The organism is Legionella impletisoli (assembly GCF_900639875.1).
Taxonomy (GTDB): domain Bacteria; phylum Pseudomonadota; class Gammaproteobacteria; order Legionellales; family Legionellaceae; genus Legionella_A; species Legionella_A impletisoli.
Genome location: NZ_CAAAIA010000001.1, coordinates 291313 through 313326 on the forward strand (window position 1 = coordinate 291313; position 22014 = coordinate 313326).

Here is a 22014-nt window from a genome sequence, read left to right on the forward strand (position 1 = left end):
TTAGTGTAGTACAGAATGGCTTTCGGTAGTTTAAGATTTTGAGATATAAAGATTATCTTTGATGTAAAATCTTAAAGGACAGTCAGCCCATTCTTTTGCGTAATGGACACCAATTCTTGGTTTGGCGATTATTGAAAAGTTAGGTTCTTCTAATGGTTTAGCAATATAAAAATCAGTACTGAGAAGATCATGACCATTTAGCGTTTTATTAATGGACATTGCTTTACAAAGTAAGGCAGGACCTCTGGTGTTTTGGGTAAGGTTTTTAACCGGCTCCAAAGCTCGGATTAAAACGGCGGCTCCCTGCCCTTCTTCTTCGGTAACAACATTAAAACAATAATGAAGCCCGTATATCATATAGACATAGGCGAATCCTGGTGGGCCAAACATAATTTTTGTTCGCTTGGTAATCCCTTTAGAAGAATGAGCTGCCAAATCATGTTCACCAAGATAGGCTTCTACTTCGACTATCCGTCCAATATATTCCACATCGTTTATTTTTCTTATTAAATAGGTACCAAGCAGTTCTTTGGCAACTATTTGTGTATCACGCTTGTAAAAATCTCTTGAAAGTTTTTTCATATCTTGGCTAGATTTAATTGTTCATCATTAATTGAATATGATAAGTTGATTTTATCTGAACTTATCAAAAGTTAACTCAATATTTTTTTATTTTACACTAAAGTTTTAAGTGTTGACGTCGATAAACAGCTTGGGTGCAACTGAGGACGACATTATGACAAAGCAAAACGATACTTCCCCGGTCATTGATGATTTAATCGATAATTTATCTCTTGAACCATCAAAGCAAATCGAAGCCTTAAAAGAACTAATCTTTAACGGTCCAGATATCAACCAAGCTAAAATCGATTTTATTAAAGAAGAAATTGCAGCAGGCCGCTACCAATCCGAAGCTAAAAATATTGCTTTGAAAATGCTAGAAGAGCAATTCATTCATGCCAAGGATGCAGAAGTCGCGGCTTAAAGATTCTTTTTAGCCGCATTGAAGGTTGCATTAGTGATGTAAAGTTATGCTTTGCGAATATTTTAATGGACTATATCGGCTTACAACTTAATACCTTCTTCTTTCTATAAGAGATAATTTATTCTGATCGCATCGATGACTTCGCAGGATGCGACTATACTTTTATGGTGTTTGGTTTTAAAGAAACAATAACGGTTGCATTGGAGAGGCTCATGATGACTAAGACACTATTAGCAACATTCCTAGGACTCGCTTTAACTAGTTCTTTCGCATTTGCCATCGACAAAAAGGACGACAACCATATGATGGCCACTTTTAAAACAGACGATGGGAAGAGCATTGGATGTGTAGTACGGAAGGAAGATCAAGCTAAGTTTATAGGGTTGAAGCAGGGGGAGAAGGTCTCATTGTTTAAGGACGATAACCATAACATGGCTACCTTTAAAACAGAGGATGGGAAGAGCATTAGTTGTGTAGTACGGAAGGAAGATCAAGATAAGTTTATAGGGTTGAAGCAGGGGGAGAAGGTTTTATTGTTTAATGTGCTTGGGGAAGATTTGGATCCGCTCCCCTAGCTCCCGTCGGATGAAAATTGATGAGAGTAGGTAGTTATGCCGGCTTATATGTAGTCGTTCAAACTTGATCTGACAGTTGATATTTGCTGCATTTTATTTAGCCTTTAATTCATTCTACAGGAGTATATTTCGGTATACTCGATGATTATGGCTTTTATTAATCTTCCAGGAAAAAACTTATCAAGAAATTCAATATTGCATTAACTTATATTGGAGATCGTATACTTCGCGCGGTCACAATCTGCGGTTTTTGACCGCACGAAGTATAAATACTCTTATAGCGCTGCTGCGGCTGCACCGGCGTTTACCGTGGGTGCTTCGAATTCTTTTACCGCATCAATGACTCGTTGAATGTCTTTTCGGCAATTTTCTACTTCTTCTGTTTTAACATTTGCGGCAATGAGTGCATCGCAAACACTAAGTGAATGATTTAAGTAAGCGAGCATGTCTTCTTTATCGAAATCACCATCGCCATCGAAGTCACCTATATCTTCGAGTTTTTTCGGCACTTTAATTTTGGAAAGTGCATCCGTTACATCACCACTAGCATCGGCAATCGTTTTAATGCGTTGCAGCACATCTAACGTGCCTTTGGTATCGACACCCGCAGCTTCTAGGGCTTTGACATACGCCTCGGCAGCTAGTGCGGCTTTACTGAGTAAATGAAGTGCTTCAGCAATCGTTTTTAACACCTCATCAGCATCTACTTGCCCGTCTTTATTCCGGTCAAAAAATTTACGACAACAATTTCCCATACCATACATCCTTTTAATAATTTAGCGTCATCAAAAAAAGGGTCAAATTGTACAAACCCCACCTCTAATATACCTTAAAAAATCTAAAGATAAAGCGATTATGTCGTTATTACTTAGGTTGCATTCTTAAGGCACCATCCAAACGAATGACCTCACCATTAATTAAACTGTTTTGAATGATATGCTCAACTAAAAAGGCAAATTCTTCAGGTTTTCCTAGTCGTTTTGGAAAAGGGACAGATTCAGCAAGTCCATCTTGTACTTCTTTCGGCATATTGAGCAATAATGGCGTTGCAATCAAGCCAGGGGCAATTGTATTGACTCGTATGCCAAACTGAGCCAGTTCTCGAGCTGCTGGAAGCGTTAAAGCTACAATTCCTCCTTTTGATGCACTATAGGCAGTTTGTCCAATTTGTCCTTCATACGCTGCAATGGAAGCCGTATTGATAATAACTCCGCGCTCAGTCGAGTTTTCTAAAGGGTCTAGCTGAGTCATGGCTTCTGCAATGACTCGCATCACGTTAAACGTACCCACTAAATTCACATCAATCACACGTTTAAAAGCATCTAGCGGCATAGCGCCTTCTTTTCCGACCATCCGTTTAGCAGGCGCAATACCCGCACAGTTAATACAGATTCGAGGTACACCTACCTTTTCAATCGTTTGCTCTAAGGCCTTTTCTACTGCACTCGCAGAGCTTACATCGCATTCGATAGAATCTTCCTCATGGTTTTCAATTTTTAAATCCCAAACGATTGCTCGAATCCCTTTTTGACGAAACCTAACTGCACAGGCTTTTCCCATGCCAGAAGCTCCACCAGTAATCACTGCAACTTGATGCTCAAGGTTCATAGATTTTCCTTATTTTAAACCAAAATTATTTCATAAATTCTTGACTGAGTGCTTTAAATTCCGGGGTACCGGCTTGTCTTAACCATTCAAAAAACACCATTTCTCGCGTAATTAATTGAACACCTGCCGCTTTCATTCGCTTTAAGCCATATCGATGATCTATTTCATGCCTACAGCTTACCGCGTCTACCACAACAAATACTTCAAAACCCTTTTCTTTTAGCTCCATCGCCGTTTGCATCACACAAACATGTGTCTCAATTCCCATCAAAACGATTTGCTTACGGTTCAATGTTTTTAAATGCGCCATAAATCCTTCATCGCTGCCACAAGAAAAATGAACTTTTTCAACTCGCTTTACTTCTGTAAGCGTAGGAGAGAGCTCATCAACCGTTTGTCCTAACCCTCTAGGGTATTGCTCACTTACCAGTAATGGCACGCCTAGCTTATTAGCCAATTTCAATAACCATTCACATCCATGCACTAATCGCTCTGGCTCTATAACATAGGGAGTTAACTTCTCTTGTACATCAATTAACAATAAACAAGATTTATCTTTTTCTAATAGCATCGCATTCTCCTCATTCGTACTATTCATTCTATACCCATGATCAATGAAAATGCGAGATTTTAGACTCCATGATTTTGTTGCTTCTCTATGGATTAAAAGCGAATAATAGCAAACCCTATTGGGAGTTTTTAATTAGAGGAGGGGGCAAATAAATGCATAAAAATCGCAGTTTCATTGGTCATAGGTATATTTAGCTAATCACTGTTTTTAAATCATTTTCTCTACCTCGTGGGTGGGCAAAAGTATTTTCAAGCGATACAAAGTCAGTTACTCTTAACTGGCTAGAAGTCATTGATTTAAGGAATAAGATGAAATGAGAATCAGTAGGAAGCTTCTGGGTGTTTTTTTTATTACCCTTTCTAATATAACTTATGCCGAACCTTGGTTTACCGGCCCTTTGTTAGCTCCTGCTGGAAAAACAATTCCCAAAGGTCATTTTAATTTCGAATTATATGGATTTGATACCAAAAACATTGGCTTTTTTAATCGTCACTGGAAATTAGTACATACGCCAGGCTCTGAAAACTATCAAATCAACCCAATTTTTACTTATGGTTTAGCTGAAAAGGTCGATGTTCAACTCAATTTGCCTTACGTTATTAATAAAGAATCTAGAAAAAGCAGCCATCACATTGGTGATACAGCATTAGTTCTTGGATATCAGGCTATTTTGCAGAAAGATTCTAAATGGGTTCCCAATTTAAGAGTGACGTATCAATTAAGCATCCCAACTGGGAAATTTGAAGAATTTAACCCTGCGAATGAAGGCACTGATGGGACTGGAGCAGGCAGCTATCAATCGATATTTGCTTTAAACTTCGAACATTTATTGCAATTTACTGAAATAAACTACCTACGCACACGCTTCATTTTAAGCCATTTATACGCTTCTTCCGTTCGTCTAAGAGGCTTTAATGCTTATGGAGGCAATGCGACCACGAATGGAAGTATTAAACCCGGGGATTTAACCGGTGTTGATCTAGCCGGAGAATTTACGGTAACAAAACATTGGGTAGCGGTGATGGAAGGATATTATTTTAACCGCGGTGCCAGTGTATTCAGGGGGTTTCCTGGCATGCCAGTAAGAGGTGTAGTTCCAATGGTGGGACATCCTAATGTGCAAGAAATTTCGCTTGCACCTGCGGTTGAGTTTAATTTTAATGAGCACTTTGGAATTATTGGTGGTTGCTGGTTTGCTGTAAGAGGTAAAGATACTCCTGATTTTCGATCCACCATTATCGCCTTTAATGCGTATTGGTAACTCGATGATGAATTATACCCATGACCTATGATAGCATCCCTTTTTTTGTCATGAGGGATAAATGATGTGGTTTAATAATGCTTTAATTTTTCAATATCAACTCAATGCTCCTGTAGATTTTATAAACCAACTCGCCGCAGAAGCCCTAAAGCCCTGCCCACCACACGCTCGCTTTATCTATGGCTGGCTGCCACCTTATGCTGACGAGTTAGTCCATGAGGTTGCCGGTGCTATGATGATCTGCATGGGAAAAGAAGAGCGTATTTTGCCTCGCGGCGTCATCCAACGTATTTTAGAAGAACGCGTTTTAACCTGGGAAACACAAAATAATCGTGCTATGAAACGAGCCGAAAAAGCGCAACTGGCAGAAGAGCTTGAGTTTGAGTTATTGCCTAAATCTTTCTGTTTACAAAAACGTATGCTGGCTTTATTTGATACGGTTAATAAGCGATTAGTGATTAACAGCGCCAGCAGCAACCAAGCGTCGCAATTAACGTCGTTGTTACGAAAATCTATTCCTGGTTTAAGTATTGAGCCTCTTCATTACGAAGAAAATTTATCATCCCGCTTTGGCGAATGGATTAATAATCCAGCATCGTTACCGTCTAACTTTCAATTGGCTTCTGATTGTTTATTATTTTCTCCTGACGATGATAAAAAGCGATTTAACTGCAAAGGCTACGAACTGCCAGCGGATGAAATTTTAACCTTATTATCACAAGGATTAACTCCAGCCGAAGTCTCTTTAGTTTGGAATGAGCGAATTCAATTTACTTTAACGCAAGATTTAACGATTAAGCGCATGAAATGCTTAGATTATTTAATTGACGAGTTTCATGAACTTAAAGAGCTTGATGAAGAATACCAGCAGCAAGATGCCGCATTGACCTTACTCGCTGGAGAACTTAGAGGATTAGTTGATGATTTATTATCTATTTTATCCTTGCCTTATCACCAAGCAGTAAGCTGTCCACAGGTTGAACCAACTGCCATGCATGAACCTACCTAATAGGACTCTGAGCACAGCACGTTAGTAACATACCTAACCCTACCTCTACTTGCCACGGCTTGACCGTGGCATCCATTTTATTTCATCATTCCGAGGAGAACTGCAGCACTTAAAGCACTTGGGATTACCATTCTATGCTGTGATTTCTTCAACCCTTGGAGGATTGGCATGGTATGTTGCTTGATAAACCTTTAAAGCATCTTCAGCCGCATCGTTTAACCCCAAAGATTTATTGGCATGATAGGCAATCACTAAAGCAGCCTGAGTACTGGGCGCCTCAGGATATGTTTCAATTAAGTAATTTGCTCGTTCAGCTGCTGCAACATACATTCTACGGTCATAATAATAATTAGCAACATTGAGTTCGTGCTTGGCAAACTCATTACGTAGATAAATCATGCGTTGCAATGCATTCGCCTTATAGCGACTCTCTGGGAATTGTTGAACTAAGGTTGCAAAGTCTGAATAGGCTTGTAATTGCGTACCAGGATCCCTCCAAGATTCTTCAATCGAAAAGAATTTTGTAAACGTTCCTCTCGGTTGTTGGAAGTTGGCAAGCCCTTTCATGTAATATGCATAATCCACTCGTTTTGAACGTGGATACAAATGAATAAAGCGCTCTGCTGTTGCTGCAGCGGAGGGATAATTTTCATTTTGATAATAAGCATACATTAAATCCAGCTGCGCCTGCTCTGCATGATCATTAAAAGGATACATGGTATCTAATGCTTCAAGCCGCTTAATCGCGCTTTCATATTGTTTTTTAGCTAAGGCCTCTTTGGATTTAGAGTAGAGCTCTTTTGCACTCATTCCTTTAAAAGGGCCGTTTAAACCCTCATCATCGGTCGAACTCCATTTAGAACATGCTGCCATGGAGATAAAAAGAAAAATCAGTATGAATAATTTTAATTGTTTCATAAAAAACACCTATCAATCATCCGCTTGTTACACCCTGTAACAGACGAAGCAAATGCACCACATTATACTCATTGAAAATTATTTTGCGAACTTTGTATGCATTTAATTAAGACAGCGAAATGTTTTTAGACTCATTTTCATGACGCCTTGGTTATCTTGAATACGATACGAAACAGAAATCAAAATTAATTAAGAAAATCATTGCAAACAATACTCTGTTGCGATAGTATTTGCGGCGGAGAGGTGGCAGAGCGGTCGAATGCGGCGGTCTTGAAAACCGTTGAAGGGCAACCTTCCCAGGGTTCGAATCCCTGTCTCTCCGCCAAATCAGCCATGCTGATCTGACTTATCATTATTCTTTATTTCCAGCCCTTAAAAGAATTAACGTTAGAGCTCCGAAGTCGTTAATTACTATGCCTATAACCAGTGAAAATGCGAGATTTTGGGTTCCTTGATTCTGTTGCGATAAGCCCCAACAAGAGGGGGGGAATTCAGTTTTAAACCATCTAAAAACCCAGGCCCTACGCATGAAAAGGTTATTTTTAGCTCAATACGAAAAACAACTCGTCTTTGCGAGCACTAGCGAAGCAATCCAGATCGATGCTTGGTTGAAATTTTATACTGGATTGCTTCACTTCGTTCGCAATGACGGCGGTATATTTTTCATGCGTAGGCCCTGTCTAAAAACCAAACTCCTCTTGCTTCTTGCGAGGAGGTAATGGTTGCGTATATGGCAAGACATTAGTTCGTGATTTAATCTACTTCACCAATAGCTTTAAACGCAGCGTCAATAACCATTAAAGATTCAAGCAAAGATTGCATTTTATCGAGTGGCCAGCTGTTTGGACCATCACTCAACGCTTTATCTGGATTAGGATGCGTTTCCATAAAAAGCCCTGCCACACCGGCCGCAACGGCAGCTCTTGCTAAAACGGGAATGAATTCACGCTGCCCTCCGGTTACTCCATTATTTCCTCCGGGAAGTTGTACGGAGTGTGTTGCATCATAAACAACTGGGCATTGTGTTTCTCGCATTATTTTTAACGAGCGCATATCCGAAATGAGGTTGTTATACCCAAAGCTCACGCCTCGTTCACAAACCATAATGCTCTCATTTCCGCATGCCTTTGCTTTCATCACCACATGCTTCATTTCCCATGGAGAAAGAAACTGTCCTTTTTTAATATTAACAGGCTTATTCATGGCGGCGACATTTTGAATAAAGTTTGTCTGACGACAGAGAAATGCTGGGGTCTGCAACACATCGACCACGCTTGAAACTTCAAGTAAAGGGGTGTCTTCATGAACATCTGTCAAGACAGGCACACCAATTTGAGTCTTTACCTTTTCCAAAATTCTAAGCCCTTGCTCAAACCCTGGGCCTCGATAGCTACTGATTGAAGAACGATTGGCCTTATCAAACGATGATTTATAAATAAAAGGGATCCCAAGCATTGAGCATATCTCTTTTAAATAACCCGCCGTTTCCAGTGCAAGCTCCTCACTTTCAATCACGCAAGGTCCTGCAATCAAAAATAGAGGGGATGAAATATTCGCTTCAAATCCACATAATTTCATTCTTTTTCCTTTTGTTGGTGATGAGCACGTGCTGCTGATACAAATGACTTAAATAAGGGATGGCTATCTCTTGGTGTTGACGTAAATTCCGGATGAAATTGGCATGCTAAAAACCATGGATGATTTTCAAGCTCAACCATTTCAACTAAATTATTATCCGCAGAAAGCCCTGAAATGATAAGCCCCTGTTTAACCAGCGATTCCATATATTGGTTATTAAATTCGTAACGATGCCGATGACGCTCGATAATTGAATCACTGCCATATACCCGACCAGCTAAAGAGTCCTTTTCGAGATTACAGCGCTGGGCTCCCAAGCGCATAGTACCCCCTAAGTTGCTGTGTTCATCACGCTGACTTATGCTACCATCGGACTCCATCCACTCACTAATTAGGCCAATTACAGGATAAGGAGTTTCTTTATCGAACTCCGTCGAATTCGCTTGCGATAAACCTGCTACGTTGCGCGCAAATTCAATCACCGCAGTTTGCATTCCTAGGCAAATCCCTAAAAAAGGAATTTTATGTTCACGAGCATATTGAATGGCTTTAATTTTTCCTTCAATCCCTCGTTCACCAAAACCACCTGGCACAAGGATAGCATCCACAGGAGATAAGACTTCTGTACCATGCTTTTCAATGGTTTCTGCATCAATATAAACAATTTCAACGCGAGTTTCGGTATGTATTCCGGCATGGATAAGCGCTTCATTTAAAGATTTATAAGCATCGTTTAATTCTGTATATTTACCCACCATAGCCACTTTAATCGTCATGGTTTGCTTTGATTGCGCTTCAAGCACCCTATCCCACTCCGATAACTCCGCAGGCTTTGCATCAATGCCTAGTTTTTTAACGACATACTCATCTAGGTGTTGTTCATGAAGCAATTTTGGAATTTGATAAATACTTTTGGCATCTTGCAATGAAATAACCGCCTCTTTTTCTACGTTCGTGAATAAGGCAATTTTGGCTCGATCATGATTCGATAAAGGTTGCTCAGAGCGACAAATCAACACATCGGGTTGAATACCAATTGAGCGCAATTCTTTAACAGAATGCTGAGTGGGTTTGGTTTTAGTTTCACCAGAGGTTGGAATATAAGGCACCAGAGTCAAATGGATAAACAAAGAACGTTGTGATCCTAATTCAATACGCATTTGTCTAATGGCCTCAAGAAACGGCAAAGATTCAATATCTCCGACTGTTCCGCCAATTTCAACCATGGCCACATCAAATCCATCGGCACCAAGCTTAATGCAGCGCTTAATTTCATTTGTGATATGTGGAATAACTTGAACTGTACCGCCAAGATAATCCCCTCGGCGCTCCTTTTTGATCACATTTTCATAAATTTTACCGGAAGTAAAATTGTTTCGTTTTGTCATTGTAGTGCGAACAAAACGCTCATAATGCCCCAAATCCAGATCAGTTTCCGCGCCATCATGAGTAACAAATACTTCACCATGTTGAAATGGACTCATGGTTCCTGGATCAACGTTAATATAGGGATCGAGTTTGATTAAAGTAACTTTAAGCCCACGTGCTTCTAAAATCGCGGCTAAAGACGCGGCTGCGATACCTTTCCCTAAGGAAGAAACAACACCGCCGGTGATGAAAATATAATTAGTCATAGAAAATCCCGTTGAAATGCTTAACCGCGCTACATGCGGTGAGAATCAAATGCATATGAACGGGCATAAATTGTATCAAATAAAAGCAAAGAAAAATACATTTTAACAGCAATTCCTTCTACTTAAGCTCAAGATTAGTTAGAACAAGAATTGCTTAACCCTATAGAATTAGGATTGGCTTAAGACAAGATGCATTTCAATGGCTGCATCGGCGACATCCATTCCCTTATGGCCGTGACTTCCACCCAGTCGATCCCAAGCTTGTTCCTCATTTTCAGTGGTAAGCACTCCGAATATGACGGGGATATGGTATGCTAAAGAGACCTGTTGACAACCATGACTGACTTGCTGGCACACATAATCATAATGTGTGGTTTCACCACGAATAACCGCCCCTAGTGCAATAATGGCTTTTACCTCGTTTTTCTTCGCCAGATGTTGAGCAATTAAAGGGATCTCCACTGCACCAGGAACTTCAATCACGACAAGATCATGTTCTTGAATGCCTCGCTCCTTTAATCGCTGCACTGCTCCACTCAATAACGCCTGAGTAATCTCTTGGTTAAATCGACTAACCACAACCGCCACTGGAAAAGATATTTGATTGTTGACATAGTCCCCTTTAATCAATTTCATTTAGGCTCCTTTTATTCAACCGCCAACATATGACCAAGTTTTTCCTTCTTAGTTTTTAAATAACTGAGGTTATCTTGAGTCGGCTTTATCGATAATGAAATACGCTCGCTGACTTTAATGCCATAGCGAGTGAGGCTATCTAGTTTTTGTGGGTTATTGGTCAAAATACGCACGACCTCAATGCCTAAATGCTTAAGAATTTGATAAGCCACGGCGTAATCACGTCCATCAATGGGCAAACCTAATTGTACATTAGCATCCACCGTATCGAACCCCTGTTCTTGTAAGGCATAAGCTTTTAATTTATTTGCAAGCCCAATTCCCCGCCCTTCCTGGCGTAAATAAATCAGCACCCCACCTTCTTTCGAAATCAACGATAACGACTGTTGCAATTGATATCCACAATCACAACGACAAGAACCAAACACATCGCCGGTGATGCATTCGGAATGAATGCGAACTAACGGAATTTTATTACTGAATTTAGGTGTTTTAATTAATGCAAAATGCTCTAAAGTATCAAATTGATTTGAATAAACGGTCATGGTGAAATCACCATGCTGGTGCAAAGGTAATCGACTAGTTGCCTCAGGTTGAACTAATTGCTCATGGCGAATTCGATATTCGATTAAATCTTTTATGGTTACCATGACTATATCGTGCTTTTTCGAAAATTGAGTCAACTCATCGCGACGACTCATCGTGCCATCTTCATTGATGATTTCACAAATTACAGCAGCCGGCTTTAATCCCGCCAATTTCATCAAATCGACACTTCCTTCCGTTTGCCCCCCCCGTTCCAACACCCCTCGCTCCCGTGCTCTTAACGGAAAAACATGTCCTGGAGAAATGATGTCGTTAGGGCCACTGTTTGAATCAATCGCAACTTGAATTGTATGTGCCCTATCTTTAGCAGAAATTCCGGTAGAGACACCACAAGCTGCTTCGATTGAAACGGTAAATGCCGTGCCGAAAGGGGATTGGTTATTGCGCGCCATCATAGGCAAAGCGAGTTTATCAATCAATTCATTCGCCATTGGCAAACAAATGAGTCCACGACCATATTTAGACATGAAGTTAATTGCTTCGTCCGTTACGTGTTCAGCCGCAATAATCAGATCGCCTTCGTTTTCACGATCTTCATCGTCGACCAGGATAATCATCCGTCCTTTTTGTAATTCTGAAATTGCATGGGATATGGTGGTAAACGGATTTGTCATTTCAATACACCTCATGTCTGTGAGCACTAAAGCTCCGTTTCACTGCTCTTAAGTCTATACTGGATGGCTCTTTCTACTTGATGCGAGACCATTTTAGCTAAATAATCAAACTCAACGTTTACTCTATCACCAATGTTTCGCTGTTTAAGATTCGTAGCTAATAGGGTGTGCGGAACCAATAATAATTTAATTCTGTCATTTTCCACTGCATTAATGGTAAGACTCACGCCGTCTATGGTGATGCTTCCTTTATGGGTTAAATAATTGAGTTCATCCTGGGTGAATTCACCGATAGAAAGCTCAATGTAACGACCCTCTTTAGTCATTGTTCTAACCACTTTTGTGGTATCCACATGTCCTGTTACATAATGCCCCCCATAACGGGTATTCAATTGCATAGCACGTTCTAAATTTACTAAACAACCAGAGCGAAGTACTCCTAATGTCGTGCATCGCAAGGTCTCTTTAGAAACATCAAACGAAAGCCGATTTAAAGAAATGGACTGCAACGTTAAGCAAACGCCATTTACGGCAATGCTTTCACCAAGCTCTGGTGACGAAATGGAGCATTGTATCGTTAATTGACCACCATGGTCCTTTACATGGCTCTCTGCAACCTCGCCAGTCCGTTCTATCAGGCCGGTGAACATCTATTCTCCTCAACTGCATTTTCCCAGAGAAAGGATACTATCATATTATTGTCCATGGCATGCCAATTTATTGTGTGGGGCTTTTTAAACAAGTCAGGAAAATGATATCCCGCTATTCCAGCTGGTCCAACCACGTTCGGCGTTAAGTAAATATACGTTTGATTAACCAGATCCGCTTGATGTAACGCACTAAATAATCGACCACCCGCTTCAACCCAGACATCGTGATACCCCAAGGCACCGAGTTCGGCAATAATAGTTTCAAGATGAAGTCCATCGGCATTTAAAGGAATGGGATGATAAATAACGTTTGAATGTTGAGGAGCTCCTGCCTCTTTGGCATAAAACACATGGCATGGTTCATTGTTGGTTAAAGCTTTAGCGTCTAAATTTAATCGAAGTGAGCTATCAAGAATAGCAATCGGCTTACTAAAAACACCTTCTGGTAACCGTACATTTAATGATGGATCGTCATGATTAATCGTGCTGGCGGTGGTTAAAATAATATCACTGCGTTTTCGCTGTCGATGGGTAAATAGCGCGCAAGAATCATTGGATAAAGTGAGTCGCTTACACTGCTCCCCTGCAATCTTTCCATCCAAACTTTGTGCTATTTTTGCTGTCACCCACGGTTTACCCGTTTTAGTCCAGTGTCGATAACTTCGATAAAAAGTATCTATTTCGGGAACAGGAAAATGAATAACTTCCACACCATGCTCTTTTAAATGAGCAGGTGTATTATTGGCTTGAACCAAGGGATTTGGATCAGGGTAAGCATAAACCACTCGTTTCACGCCATAATGAATGATTGCATCCACACAAGGAGGCGTTCTTCCCCAATGATTACACGGCTCTAAGGTGACGTATAATGTGATATCGTTTAAGTCAGTCGGTAATTTTTCAAAAATCAATCGTTCTGCATGAGGAGTTCCTGCGCCACGATGCCAGGCCTTAGCAATAACCATATTGTTTTGAACAGCAACAGCTCCTACTGCGGGATTAGGCGCGCACGAACCACGACCAAGCTCGGCCTGTTGAAGTGCGGTAAGCAAAAACTCTAAATGCATACGTCAAATTACCCGTCAAACGTGGGCGCATGATAACAAATTATTCAATTTTTGAGTAGACTAGCGACCTGAAAGAAATGTTATGATATATCAGAATTCAAATTCAATCTGAAGCGGTTGTTGAACGTAAACGCAACTTTCTTCTGTCGCTGAGAAGATGGTCTGTCAACAAAATCCGCTCTGATAATCATCAACAAAAACTGGTATCGCTATGAACAGCCACCTTCCACTTAGCCGTGCGAATAGAACTTACTTTAAGCTTTGCAAGTTTTTCTGCTTTAGCATACCTATGGTACTAGGCTTTAGCTTAATGTTTCAAAATGCTTGTGCCTACTCTCCCTATACTACTAGGGAATTAGATGAACTGGAAAAAGAGTTTGTCCAACAAATCAATCAATCAAATAGCGTCATTCGTAATCCTTTAGCCACCCAATACATCAATCACATAGGGCGATTACTTGCGAAACACTCTCATCAGTCGGTTCCGGATTTTTTCATTGTCAAATCAAAAGAAATTAATGCATTTGCAGGGCCAGGAGGCCATATTGGCATTAATACGCAGCTGATTTTAGCCAGCGATAATGTGCATGAGTTAGCTGCGGTCATGGCGCATGAAATGGCTCACGTTCGATTGCACCATCTTTATCGCATGATTCAGCATGAAAAACAAATGCGCATTCCCCTGCTCGCTTCCATTCTAGCTTCCGCAGCTCTTGGCATCCTTAACCCAACACTAGGTAGCGGCGCTTTAATGGCTTCTTTATCAGGAATGGCTCAAGATAATATTAATTATATACGCGCCAATGAAAAAGAGGCGGATCGAATTGGGATTGGTATGTTGATTAAAGCAGACTTTGACCCGACTGGCATGGCCGGTTTTTTTAAAAAAATGCAGCAAAATACAAGGTATTACTATACGGAACATATTCCTGCGATTTTACGAACTCACCCGCTCGATCAAGACCGAATTGCTGAGGCAGAAAATCGTAGTGCACAAATTCGTCAAAAAACATATTCTGATCCCATCGATTATTATTTATTTAAAGAATTAATTCGTAATCTTGCGACGGATGATGCTAAGCCTTTATTAGATTTCTATCATACACAGTGTAAACAGACCACTCATAAAACCCCCTGCGAATATGGGCTTGCGTTGGCATTAACTAAGAACAATCAATTTAGCGAGGCAAAAAAACTACTCATGACGCTGAGTTTATCACCAGAGAGCCTCTATCTTCAGGCCGCTATTGCTCAAGCTGAAATTGGCCAACGACAATTTGACCAAGCTCTAAAGCGACTGAATGAGCTCTATGAAAATTACCCTGATAATTACGCCGCTTTAGTACTCTATGCTCGAGGATTAATGGATGCCGGAAATGCAGAAAAAGCAGCGAGCATCTTATTAAAAGGAAGCCGTGAATATAAAGAGGATTTAACCATCTGCCATATGCTTTCACAAGCTCAAGCGAACGCCGGGCAAAAAGATTATGCCTATTTCTCCTTAGCCCAATGCGAATTATTACAAGGACGAAAACGAAGCGCGATGCAACAACTAAAAACTGCGAAAAAACTCGTGAAAAACGACTCGTTTCTTAAAGCTAGAATTTCAGCCAAAATGGATGAAATTAAGTTTTTAGCAAACAATTAGAATCGGTCAACAGATCATCTTTAATCAAGTCCTAATTTTTTCAAGCGATAGCGCAAGGTTCGGAAACTAACGCCCAATAATCTTGCCGCAGCAGTTCGATTCCATTTGGTTTTTTCAAGCGCTTGTAAAATTAATTCTTTCTCTTGCTCGAGCAGTGTTTGATCCAAGTCTAATTTAGCTTCAGAAGCCAAAACTTCAGGTTTATTTGAAGTTGGTGTTTCTTGGTTTATGCCTTGTGATTTAGGTAAGCGCAAGTCTTCAATTTCTATCGTTTTGCCGTTACAAAGCGTCATGGCTCGTTCAAGAATATTTTCAAGCTCTCTGACATTCCCAGGAAAGTCATAATGTTTTAAAGCATCCAAAGCTTCTTTTGATAGAGCTACAAGCTCAGTTTGATTCTCTTTTGCTAAACGTTTTAAAATGTTTTCTGCTAATAAAGGTATATCTGATACTCGCTCTTGTAATGTTGGAACACGTAGCTCAATAACGTTGATACGATAATATAATTCCTGTCGAAATCGCCCTTCAGCAATTTCTTCCAGTAAGTTTTTATTACTAGCACTTAAAATACGAACATCTACTGGGATTTCCTGTAAGCCACCAATAGGCTTTATTGCTTTTTCCTGAATAGCTCGTAATAATTTAACCTGCATGGCCAGAGGCAGTTCTGCCACCTCATCTAAAAATAATGTGCCTCCATGTGCGGCTTCAAACAAACCCTGTTTATCCGCATAAGCCCCTGTAAAGCTTCCTTTTTTATGCCCAAAAAATTCAGATTCCATGAGTTCACTGGGTATCGCACCGCAGTTCACTGCGATAAATGGTTTATCACTTCTTGGGCCATGCGCATGAATGAGTCGAGCAACTAACTCTTTCCCTACCCCAGACTCTCCGTGAATAAATACGGGAGCCTGACTTCTAGCAAGCTTATGAATATTTTCTCTTAAGGATTTCATCGCAGGACTTTGGCCAATTAATAATTCATCCTCTTGTTCAGGACGTTGAGACATTCGTAATGCGGTATTGACTAATGATTTAAGCATGGTTAAATCTACAGGCTTAGACACATAATCAAATGCACCTGCTTTAAGGGTATTTACCGCCCCTTCAACGTTACCAAAAGCAGTAATCACCGCGACTGGTAATTGAGGCTTGTTCTTTTGAATATGTCGAACAATATCAAAACCATCCCCATCTGGCAGTTTCATATCGGTCAAAACCAAAAAATATTCTCGCTTATTAATGGATTCGATTCCTTGGGTATAACTTTCTGCTGTATCGCATTCAAGGCCCATTCGCTTTAGAGTTATAGTAAGCAGTTCTCGAATATCTGGTTCATCATCAATAACAAGGACTTTTTCTTGGTTCATATAGCTACCTCGTTAGTCTGATTGAAATGAATAGCAAAACAGCAGCCTGTATCGGTCTCAAGCAACTCAAGTCGTGCCTGGTTAATGAAACATAAATCTTTTGCGATAAAGAGTCCCATACCGTTCCCCGAACTTAATGTACTAAAGAAAGGATCAAAAACATGCTTGCGGTCTTTTGGTTTGATGCCAGGGCCTGTATCGCAAACTTCAAGCCTTATTTTTTCTCCTTCATGAAACACTTGCATGGTGATGAGCGCCTCATCATACTCTTTGTCTTTTCCATGCGCTATGGCGTTATCACATAAAATAACTAAAATCTGCTCCAATTGAGACTTATCAAACTTAATAGCATTCTTACGAACCCGAGGCATTTTTATGGTAAGCTTACACGAATTGACGGAGCAAAAATCTTTTCGAAACTGTATTAAAAATACATTAAGATCAATTTCTTCTGGTTCAGATCTCTGGCTTCTAGACATTTGCAAGACATTTTTAATAATTTTATTCATGCGTTCACAATTATTTAAGATAAGCTCCTTTAATCGAACGCTTTCCTCATTTTCTTCATCTTCTTCTCCTAACAACTGACAGGCATGTGAAATAGCACCCAATGGATTTCGTAATTCGTGGGCGATGCTCGCTGAGAAAAAACCAAGGGATGCTAACTTAAGTTGTTGAGCTTGTTGGGTAATTTCAGCCATATCATTGAGAATGATTAATACAGCAGGATTTTCAGCGGAGGAAGCGGAAGAATAAAAACGAACTTGTAGGTTAAGTTCATCAATGGTTGAATACGCGGAATAATCGATTTTTTTATTATCTAATGTGCTCAAAAACTTCTGGTATTTCTCATGCAACAAGGGTGACAGGTCTTTAATGGTCATATTCTTACACCGTTCTGAGTCTAAAAGACTACATGCAGATGAGTTGATAACCTGGATTTGATTGTTTCCATCCACATAAATCACACCGTATTGCAATCGCTCAACAATGTATTCATTAAGTTTATGGATGTTTTCAAGCTCCCTTCCACGTTGTTGAGCTAACAGCTCGCTCATTCTGACCCAGTGGGCCAAATACCAAGCCGTTAATGCCGTCGCGAAAAATCCAGCTCCGTATACTCCCGTAGTAAAAATAATATCTATGTTTTCATAAGGCATGTACAAGTAACGAATAATACTGATGGACAACAAAAGAAAACTCGCCATGGCCGCAAAGAAAATAGCTAGTCGACCAGGTGCTAAAATACTAAGCATCGCAACATAGACATACAACAATATTCCCAGGCCAGAATCAATAAAACCAATTTTGTTAATTAATAACACGACAATGACGATATCAATTAACCCTGAGACAAACACCTGTTGTTCAAACCGAAACGCCCGCTTCTGATAAAGATAAAAAATGAAAATGCCATACACCAAAAAACCAGCCAGCATTCCAAAATATTGGAATTCGTTAACTTTTGTAAACGCTACAAACCAGTACGCGCTTACAAACACGGCGATGCTAACCAGGCGATAAATGTTATAAATTAACAACATTCGCCATTGTCTATCATTTTGACTAGTTAAGATTCGAATCCGCATATCATTTTTTTCCTGCCTCTTCTTGATAACTATAGGCCAGTAAAGTAATTTTTTACTAATATAAAGCTATTTGACAATTTAAATGTCGCTATCTAGCTTTAATTTATTAGAGCGTATTTGAAAAATAATCTTAGCCCAAACCCGACACAAACCAAGTTTATGCTCTATTATTATGTAATAAGAACTATTTTGGAGCATGAAGCATTATGAACAAACATCAAAAGGAATCAGTGAAACAAAATAATGATTCTAAAAAATCCATTAAGCATTTAAATAAAAAAGAAAATAAAAAAACTGGGCGAACCGATAAGGAAATTAGCTATGCCCCTCATGATTTTGACTACAATGCTGATCATGAGGCGTTTCGATCGGTTAATTAATGTGAGTTCGACAGAAAAGGCATGTATAAATTTTGTGGCGCTAAACGAACGTTATCAAAATAAGCTAATTTGTGGGCTTTTTTATAAGTAGGGATAACGGATGCTTGCATTCATCACACACAAGGATTGTTTGTTGCATATAATTGGTGATTTTCATCCCGAATGCCCAGAACGTCTCCAAGTTATAACCGATGCGGTTAAACACTCCTCCCTGCAAGATGATATTCATTTTTATGAAGCGCCCAAAGCGACACGTGAAGACTTAGTTCGAGTTCATAGTGAAGGCTATGTAACTGAGCTTTTCAAGTTATCTCCTGATGAAGGATTGGTCTGCCTGGATCAAGAAACATGTCTTAATCCACATAGCCTAGAAGCAGCACTTAGAGCTGCGGGCAGTGTTGTGCTTGCTGTTGATTTGGTTATGAATAAAAAATGTCATGCAGCTTTTTGCAACGTTCGTCCCCCTGGCCATCATGCAGAGCCTGAGCAAGCTATGGGATTTTGTTTTTTTAATAATGTTGCAATTGGCGTGGCATATGCATTTGAACGCTGTAAATTAAACCGAATTGCTATTGTTGATTTTGATGTTCACCATGGCAATGGAACAGAAGCCATGTTTAAAGAAAATGAAAACGTGCTATTATGTTCATCATTTGAGCATCCATTTTACCCCAACAAACCTTTTGCAACAGAAAGTGATCATTTATTGAACCTTCCGCTAGCGGCAGGCACAGGCAGCAGCTCATATCGCCAACATGTTGAAGCTCAATGGTTAGAGGCTATCGATAAGTTTCAACCAGATTTCATTTTTTTCTCAGCTGGATTTGATGGTCATAAGGCAGATCATATGGCTGATTTTAACTTAACAGAAGAAGATTATTCATGGATAACACAACAGGTTAAAAAACTTGCGGATAAGCATTGTGATGGCCGCATTGTTTCTGTGCTTGAAGGAGGATATGAATTATCAGTATTAGGCAAAGCGGCTCTAGCTCACATAAAAGCGTTGTAACGTTTTAAATTAACTCCACTTCTTCTTCGTATTCAGGAATTACGCAATTCCATGCATATTTTGCTGCGATTTTTTCTTTCAATGCAACTGAGGCTTGTTTTTCTCCATGCGTTATAAAAAGTTTTCTAGGTGGCTCATGGATTCTACTAAGCCATTCTAGAAGCTCTACATAGTCTGCGTGAGCGGATATATTATCTAATTTGAACACCTCAGCTTGGATAGAAACCATCATACCAAACATTTTAACTGACTTCTCACCTTGCAAAATTCGATCACCCCTTGTGCCACCTGCTTGATAACCACAAAACACAATCGAATTTTTATAATCAGGAGCTAGATTTTTAACATGATGGAGTATTCTACCCCCTGTTATCATGCCGCTTGCTGAAATTATAATTTTTGGCATTTTATTTAAATTTAAAGCCATCGATTTTTCAGGAGTATGAATATACTGCGCTGTTCGACAAACGGCCTCGCTTTCTTCTGGGCTCAGTCGATGTAATTGAGCATGCTTCACAAATAATTTTGTTGCATCTGTGGCCATCGGGCTATCAATAAACACAGGGACATCAGGAATCGTTTTTGAGGATTTAAGACGATATATATCGTATAAAACAGCTTGAGCTCTCCCTACAGCAAAAGAGGGAATTAAAACTGTACCACCTCGTTTAACGGTTTTATTGATGATTTTCCCCAATTCATTTAAAGGATCGGTTTTTTCATGCTGTCTATCACCATATGTCGATTCCACGACATAATAATTTGATTTAGGGGGATGATTAGGAGGATACATAATAGGATCATTCGGTCGGCCTAAATCACCGGAAAATAAAATAGACGTTTCAAAATGCTGAATTCGAACCAAAGAGGCGCCCAATATATGTCCTGCATAATGAAAGCTCACCGTTAAATTCTTGGCAAGTGTAATAAGCTCCTCAAATAATACGGGTTCAAAATATTCAAAAGACTTCTCAGCCTCTTCTAAAGTATACAAGGGCTGTGCAGGATGATGTTTTGAGTAGCCTTTACGATTTGCATATCGAGCTTCTTCTTCATGAAGATGACCACTGTCAGGGAGCAATATAGCGCATAAATCTCGCGTCGCTTCAGTACAATAAATTCGGCCTTTAAATCCATGCTTAACCAACAAAGGAATGTAACCACTATGATCAATATGAGCATGAGTTAACAGCACATAATCAATGCTTGCTGGAGAAATGGGTAGCGGTTGCCAATTGCGAAGTCGAAGCGGTTTATAACCTTGAAACAAACCACAATCAACTAATAGTTTTTTTCCCCCTGCTCTTATCAGATATTTTGAGCCCGTGACGGTTTGTGTTGCGCCAAGAAATTGAATAAACAAAAAATTCCCTATATATTTTGAGTTAACAAGAATATTTTCGAGATGGTTTTTTAATGTTTTGTTCGCTTCGTTTTATACGACTATCCGAAGCAAATGTAGAAAACGCATCCAGTAACGTAAAGCCAATTTTTACCATTACACGCATGAATTTACCGACAAGCTTTACTACGAGTTGTTTTTTTCGAGACATGATGGACTCTTCCAAAGCAAACGAGAACGATACGCACATACCCATATAATGTTGAAATATAGTGTCAAAACTAGAATTATGTAAATAGGGTTTTAAAAAAATTTTTAAGGGTAAGACCAATCGCCTTGTTGGATGGACCGATAAATAAAAAACATCGAAAGAATTAAGAGAATATGATAGACATCATTATCGTAACGATAGTGTGGTGGTAAAGTATACCCCAATTCATAATTGGCACCTTCACGAAGAACAATCCAGATCACATTCGAAAAAACCACAGCAAGAAACCCAACTTTGGTTAATTTTTCCGAATAGAGTGCTGCCAAAATGTAAATAAAGAGCATCGAGATAGCAATGTACATATATTCAGCGTGAATAGTAAACAAGTATAAAAGCAGCAACGAAATAAAAATGACCAACATTCGCACTAAATCAGGCACTTTTATGGCATAAATCACACAATAGTTTAAATAAACAATACCGAATGCAATAACTAACCATAGTTGTTCCAGACTTTGCTTAGATGCACTCTCCGTTAGATAATGCGCAACGGAACTTAAAAGACTCAATGCAAACGTAACAAAAAAGAAAGTGACTATAAACCTTGTAAACTTTGTATTTCCTTTAACGCGATGAATTAACGAAACAACAAAAAAATAAAACAAGCAAATCGCTAAAAGTAAATCCGTAATGGTATTGGTGAGAATTGCATTCAAAGTGCGCTCCTTGCGTTATTCTAATTTACGGTCT

The 22014-nt window shown here is 39.6% G+C and carries 23 protein-coding genes and 1 tRNA gene; 8 read left to right on the forward strand and 16 right to left on the reverse strand.

The features are described from left to right. Positions 1–30 precede the first annotated feature (30 nt). Positions 31–582: a DNA-3-methyladenine glycosylase gene (locus E1O41_RS01370; RefSeq protein WP_131775513.1), complete on the reverse strand. Its 552-nt coding sequence runs from the start codon at positions 580–582 to the stop codon at positions 31–33. 154 nt (positions 583–736) lie between these two features. On the opposite strand from E1O41_RS01370, the gene E1O41_RS01375 reads away from it, so the two are divergent. Further along, positions 737–985: a flagellar biosynthesis anti-sigma factor FlgM gene (locus E1O41_RS01375; RefSeq protein WP_131775514.1), complete on the forward strand. Its 249-nt coding sequence runs from the start codon at positions 737–739 to the stop codon at positions 983–985. A gap of 212 nt (positions 986–1197) precedes the next feature. Beyond that, positions 1198–1560 (forward strand): hypothetical protein, encoded by a 363-nt coding sequence (locus tag E1O41_RS01380; protein ID WP_131775515.1) that lies wholly within the window; start codon positions 1198–1200, stop codon positions 1558–1560. 275 nt (positions 1561–1835) lie between these two features. Here the strand turns inward: E1O41_RS01380 and E1O41_RS01385 are convergent, their stop codons facing one another. The 3 genes from E1O41_RS01385 to E1O41_RS01395 all read right to left on the reverse strand — a co-directional run bounded on the left by E1O41_RS01385 (position 1836) and on the right by E1O41_RS01395 (position 3739). After that, positions 1836–2315, reverse strand: a complete 480-nt coding sequence (locus tag E1O41_RS01385) for a hypothetical protein (RefSeq protein ID WP_131775516.1) — start codon at positions 2313–2315, stop codon at positions 1836–1838. Between the two features lie 109 nt (positions 2316–2424). Then, entirely contained in the window at positions 2425–3168 is a 744-nt protein-coding gene (locus E1O41_RS01390; RefSeq protein ID WP_131775517.1) for an SDR family NAD(P)-dependent oxidoreductase, read from the reverse strand. A 25-nt stretch (positions 3169–3193) separates the two neighbouring features. Then, positions 3194–3739 (reverse strand): hydrolase, encoded by a 546-nt coding sequence (locus tag E1O41_RS01395; protein ID WP_131775682.1) that lies wholly within the window; start codon positions 3737–3739, stop codon positions 3194–3196. Between the two features lie 313 nt (positions 3740–4052). Between E1O41_RS01395 and E1O41_RS01400 the strand changes: the two genes are divergently transcribed. Both E1O41_RS01400 and E1O41_RS01405 read left to right on the forward strand, forming a co-directional pair. Next, entirely contained in the window at positions 4053–5000 is a 948-nt protein-coding gene (locus E1O41_RS01400) for a hypothetical protein (RefSeq protein ID WP_131775518.1), read from the forward strand. 64 nt (positions 5001–5064) lie between these two features. Further along, entirely contained in the window at positions 5065–6009 is a 945-nt protein-coding gene (locus E1O41_RS01405) for a recombination-associated protein RdgC (protein WP_131775683.1), read from the forward strand. Between the two features lie 132 nt (positions 6010–6141). Here E1O41_RS01405 and E1O41_RS01410 read toward each other — a convergent pair whose 3' ends face one another. Then, positions 6142–6927, reverse strand: coding sequence for an outer membrane protein assembly factor BamD (locus E1O41_RS01410; protein ID WP_131775519.1), 786 nt, complete (start codon positions 6925–6927; stop codon positions 6142–6144). A gap of 237 nt (positions 6928–7164) precedes the next feature. On the opposite strand from E1O41_RS01410, the gene E1O41_RS01415 reads away from it, so the two are divergent. Further along, positions 7165–7252 (forward strand) — tRNA-Ser (locus E1O41_RS01415). A 428-nt stretch (positions 7253–7680) separates the two neighbouring features. On the opposite strand, the gene kdsA is transcribed toward E1O41_RS01415, so the two are convergent. From kdsA to ribD, 6 genes are all read right to left on the reverse strand, one after another. Beyond that, the gene (gene kdsA, locus E1O41_RS01420; RefSeq protein ID WP_131775520.1) at positions 7681–8505 is read right to left on the reverse strand and encodes a 3-deoxy-8-phosphooctulonate synthase; all 825 of its coding nucleotides are present in this window, start codon (positions 8503–8505) and stop codon (positions 7681–7683) included. Continuing rightward, on the reverse strand, positions 8502–10139 hold the full coding sequence (locus E1O41_RS01425; protein ID WP_131775521.1) for a CTP synthase: 1638 nt from the start codon (positions 10137–10139) through the stop codon (positions 8502–8504). The genes kdsA and E1O41_RS01425 overlap by 4 nt, the downstream gene beginning before the upstream one ends. A 168-nt stretch (positions 10140–10307) precedes the next feature. Then, positions 10308–10775: a 6,7-dimethyl-8-ribityllumazine synthase gene (gene ribH, locus E1O41_RS01430; RefSeq protein ID WP_131775522.1), complete on the reverse strand. Its 468-nt coding sequence runs from the start codon at positions 10773–10775 to the stop codon at positions 10308–10310. An 11-nt stretch (positions 10776–10786) separates the two neighbouring features. Next, positions 10787–11995: a 3,4-dihydroxy-2-butanone-4-phosphate synthase gene (gene ribB, locus E1O41_RS01435; RefSeq protein ID WP_131775523.1), complete on the reverse strand. Its 1209-nt coding sequence runs from the start codon at positions 11993–11995 to the stop codon at positions 10787–10789. Positions 11996–12021: 26 nt separating this feature from the next. Next, positions 12022–12645 (reverse strand): riboflavin synthase, encoded by a 624-nt coding sequence (gene ribE / locus E1O41_RS01440; protein WP_131775524.1) that lies wholly within the window; start codon positions 12643–12645, stop codon positions 12022–12024. Beyond that, a complete protein-coding gene (gene ribD / locus E1O41_RS01445; protein WP_131775525.1) occupies positions 12630–13712 on the reverse strand; it encodes a bifunctional diaminohydroxyphosphoribosylaminopyrimidine deaminase/5-amino-6-(5-phosphoribosylamino)uracil reductase RibD in 1083 nt (360 codons plus the stop codon). Before ribD ends, ribE begins: the two co-directional genes overlap by 16 nt. Before the next feature lie 310 nt (positions 13713–14022). Between ribD and E1O41_RS01450 the strand changes: the two genes are divergently transcribed. Further along, on the forward strand, positions 14023–15360 hold the full coding sequence (locus E1O41_RS01450; RefSeq protein WP_229669291.1) for a M48 family metalloprotease: 1338 nt from the start codon (positions 14023–14025) through the stop codon (positions 15358–15360). A gap of 20 nt (positions 15361–15380) precedes the next feature. Here E1O41_RS01450 and E1O41_RS01455 read toward each other — a convergent pair whose 3' ends face one another. Together E1O41_RS01455 and E1O41_RS01460 are read right to left on the reverse strand one after the other, a co-directional pair. Next, complete coding sequence (locus E1O41_RS01455) at positions 15381–16730, reverse strand: sigma-54-dependent transcriptional regulator (protein WP_131775527.1); 1350 nt, start codon at positions 16728–16730, stop codon at positions 15381–15383. After that, positions 16727–18319 (reverse strand): sensor histidine kinase, encoded by a 1593-nt coding sequence (locus E1O41_RS01460; protein ID WP_131775528.1) that lies wholly within the window; start codon positions 18317–18319, stop codon positions 16727–16729. Before E1O41_RS01460 ends, E1O41_RS01455 begins: the two co-directional genes overlap by 4 nt. 206 nt (positions 18320–18525) lie before the next feature. Here E1O41_RS01460 and E1O41_RS11680 point away from each other — a divergent pair, with 206 nt between their 5' ends. Together E1O41_RS11680 and E1O41_RS01465 are read left to right on the forward strand one after the other, a co-directional pair. Further along, complete coding sequence (locus tag E1O41_RS11680; protein WP_165481060.1) at positions 18526–18699, forward strand: hypothetical protein; 174 nt, start codon at positions 18526–18528, stop codon at positions 18697–18699. A 100-nt stretch (positions 18700–18799) separates the two neighbouring features. Further along, positions 18800–19711, forward strand: coding sequence for a histone deacetylase family protein (locus tag E1O41_RS01465; RefSeq protein WP_131775529.1), 912 nt, complete (start codon positions 18800–18802; stop codon positions 19709–19711). Between the two features lie 4 nt (positions 19712–19715). Here the strand turns inward: E1O41_RS01465 and E1O41_RS01470 are convergent, their stop codons facing one another. The 3 genes from E1O41_RS01470 to E1O41_RS01475 all read right to left on the reverse strand — a co-directional run bounded on the left by E1O41_RS01470 (position 19716) and on the right by E1O41_RS01475 (position 21980). Beyond that, entirely contained in the window at positions 19716–21074 is a 1359-nt protein-coding gene (locus E1O41_RS01470; protein WP_131775530.1) for an MBL fold metallo-hydrolase, read from the reverse strand. A gap of 22 nt (positions 21075–21096) precedes the next feature. Further along, on the reverse strand, positions 21097–21264 hold the full coding sequence (locus tag E1O41_RS11685) for a hypothetical protein (protein WP_165481061.1): 168 nt from the start codon (positions 21262–21264) through the stop codon (positions 21097–21099). Between the two features lie 104 nt (positions 21265–21368). Beyond that, on the reverse strand, positions 21369–21980 hold the full coding sequence (locus tag E1O41_RS01475) for a DUF6962 family protein (protein ID WP_131775531.1): 612 nt from the start codon (positions 21978–21980) through the stop codon (positions 21369–21371). Positions 21981–22014: the final 34 nt, after the last annotated feature.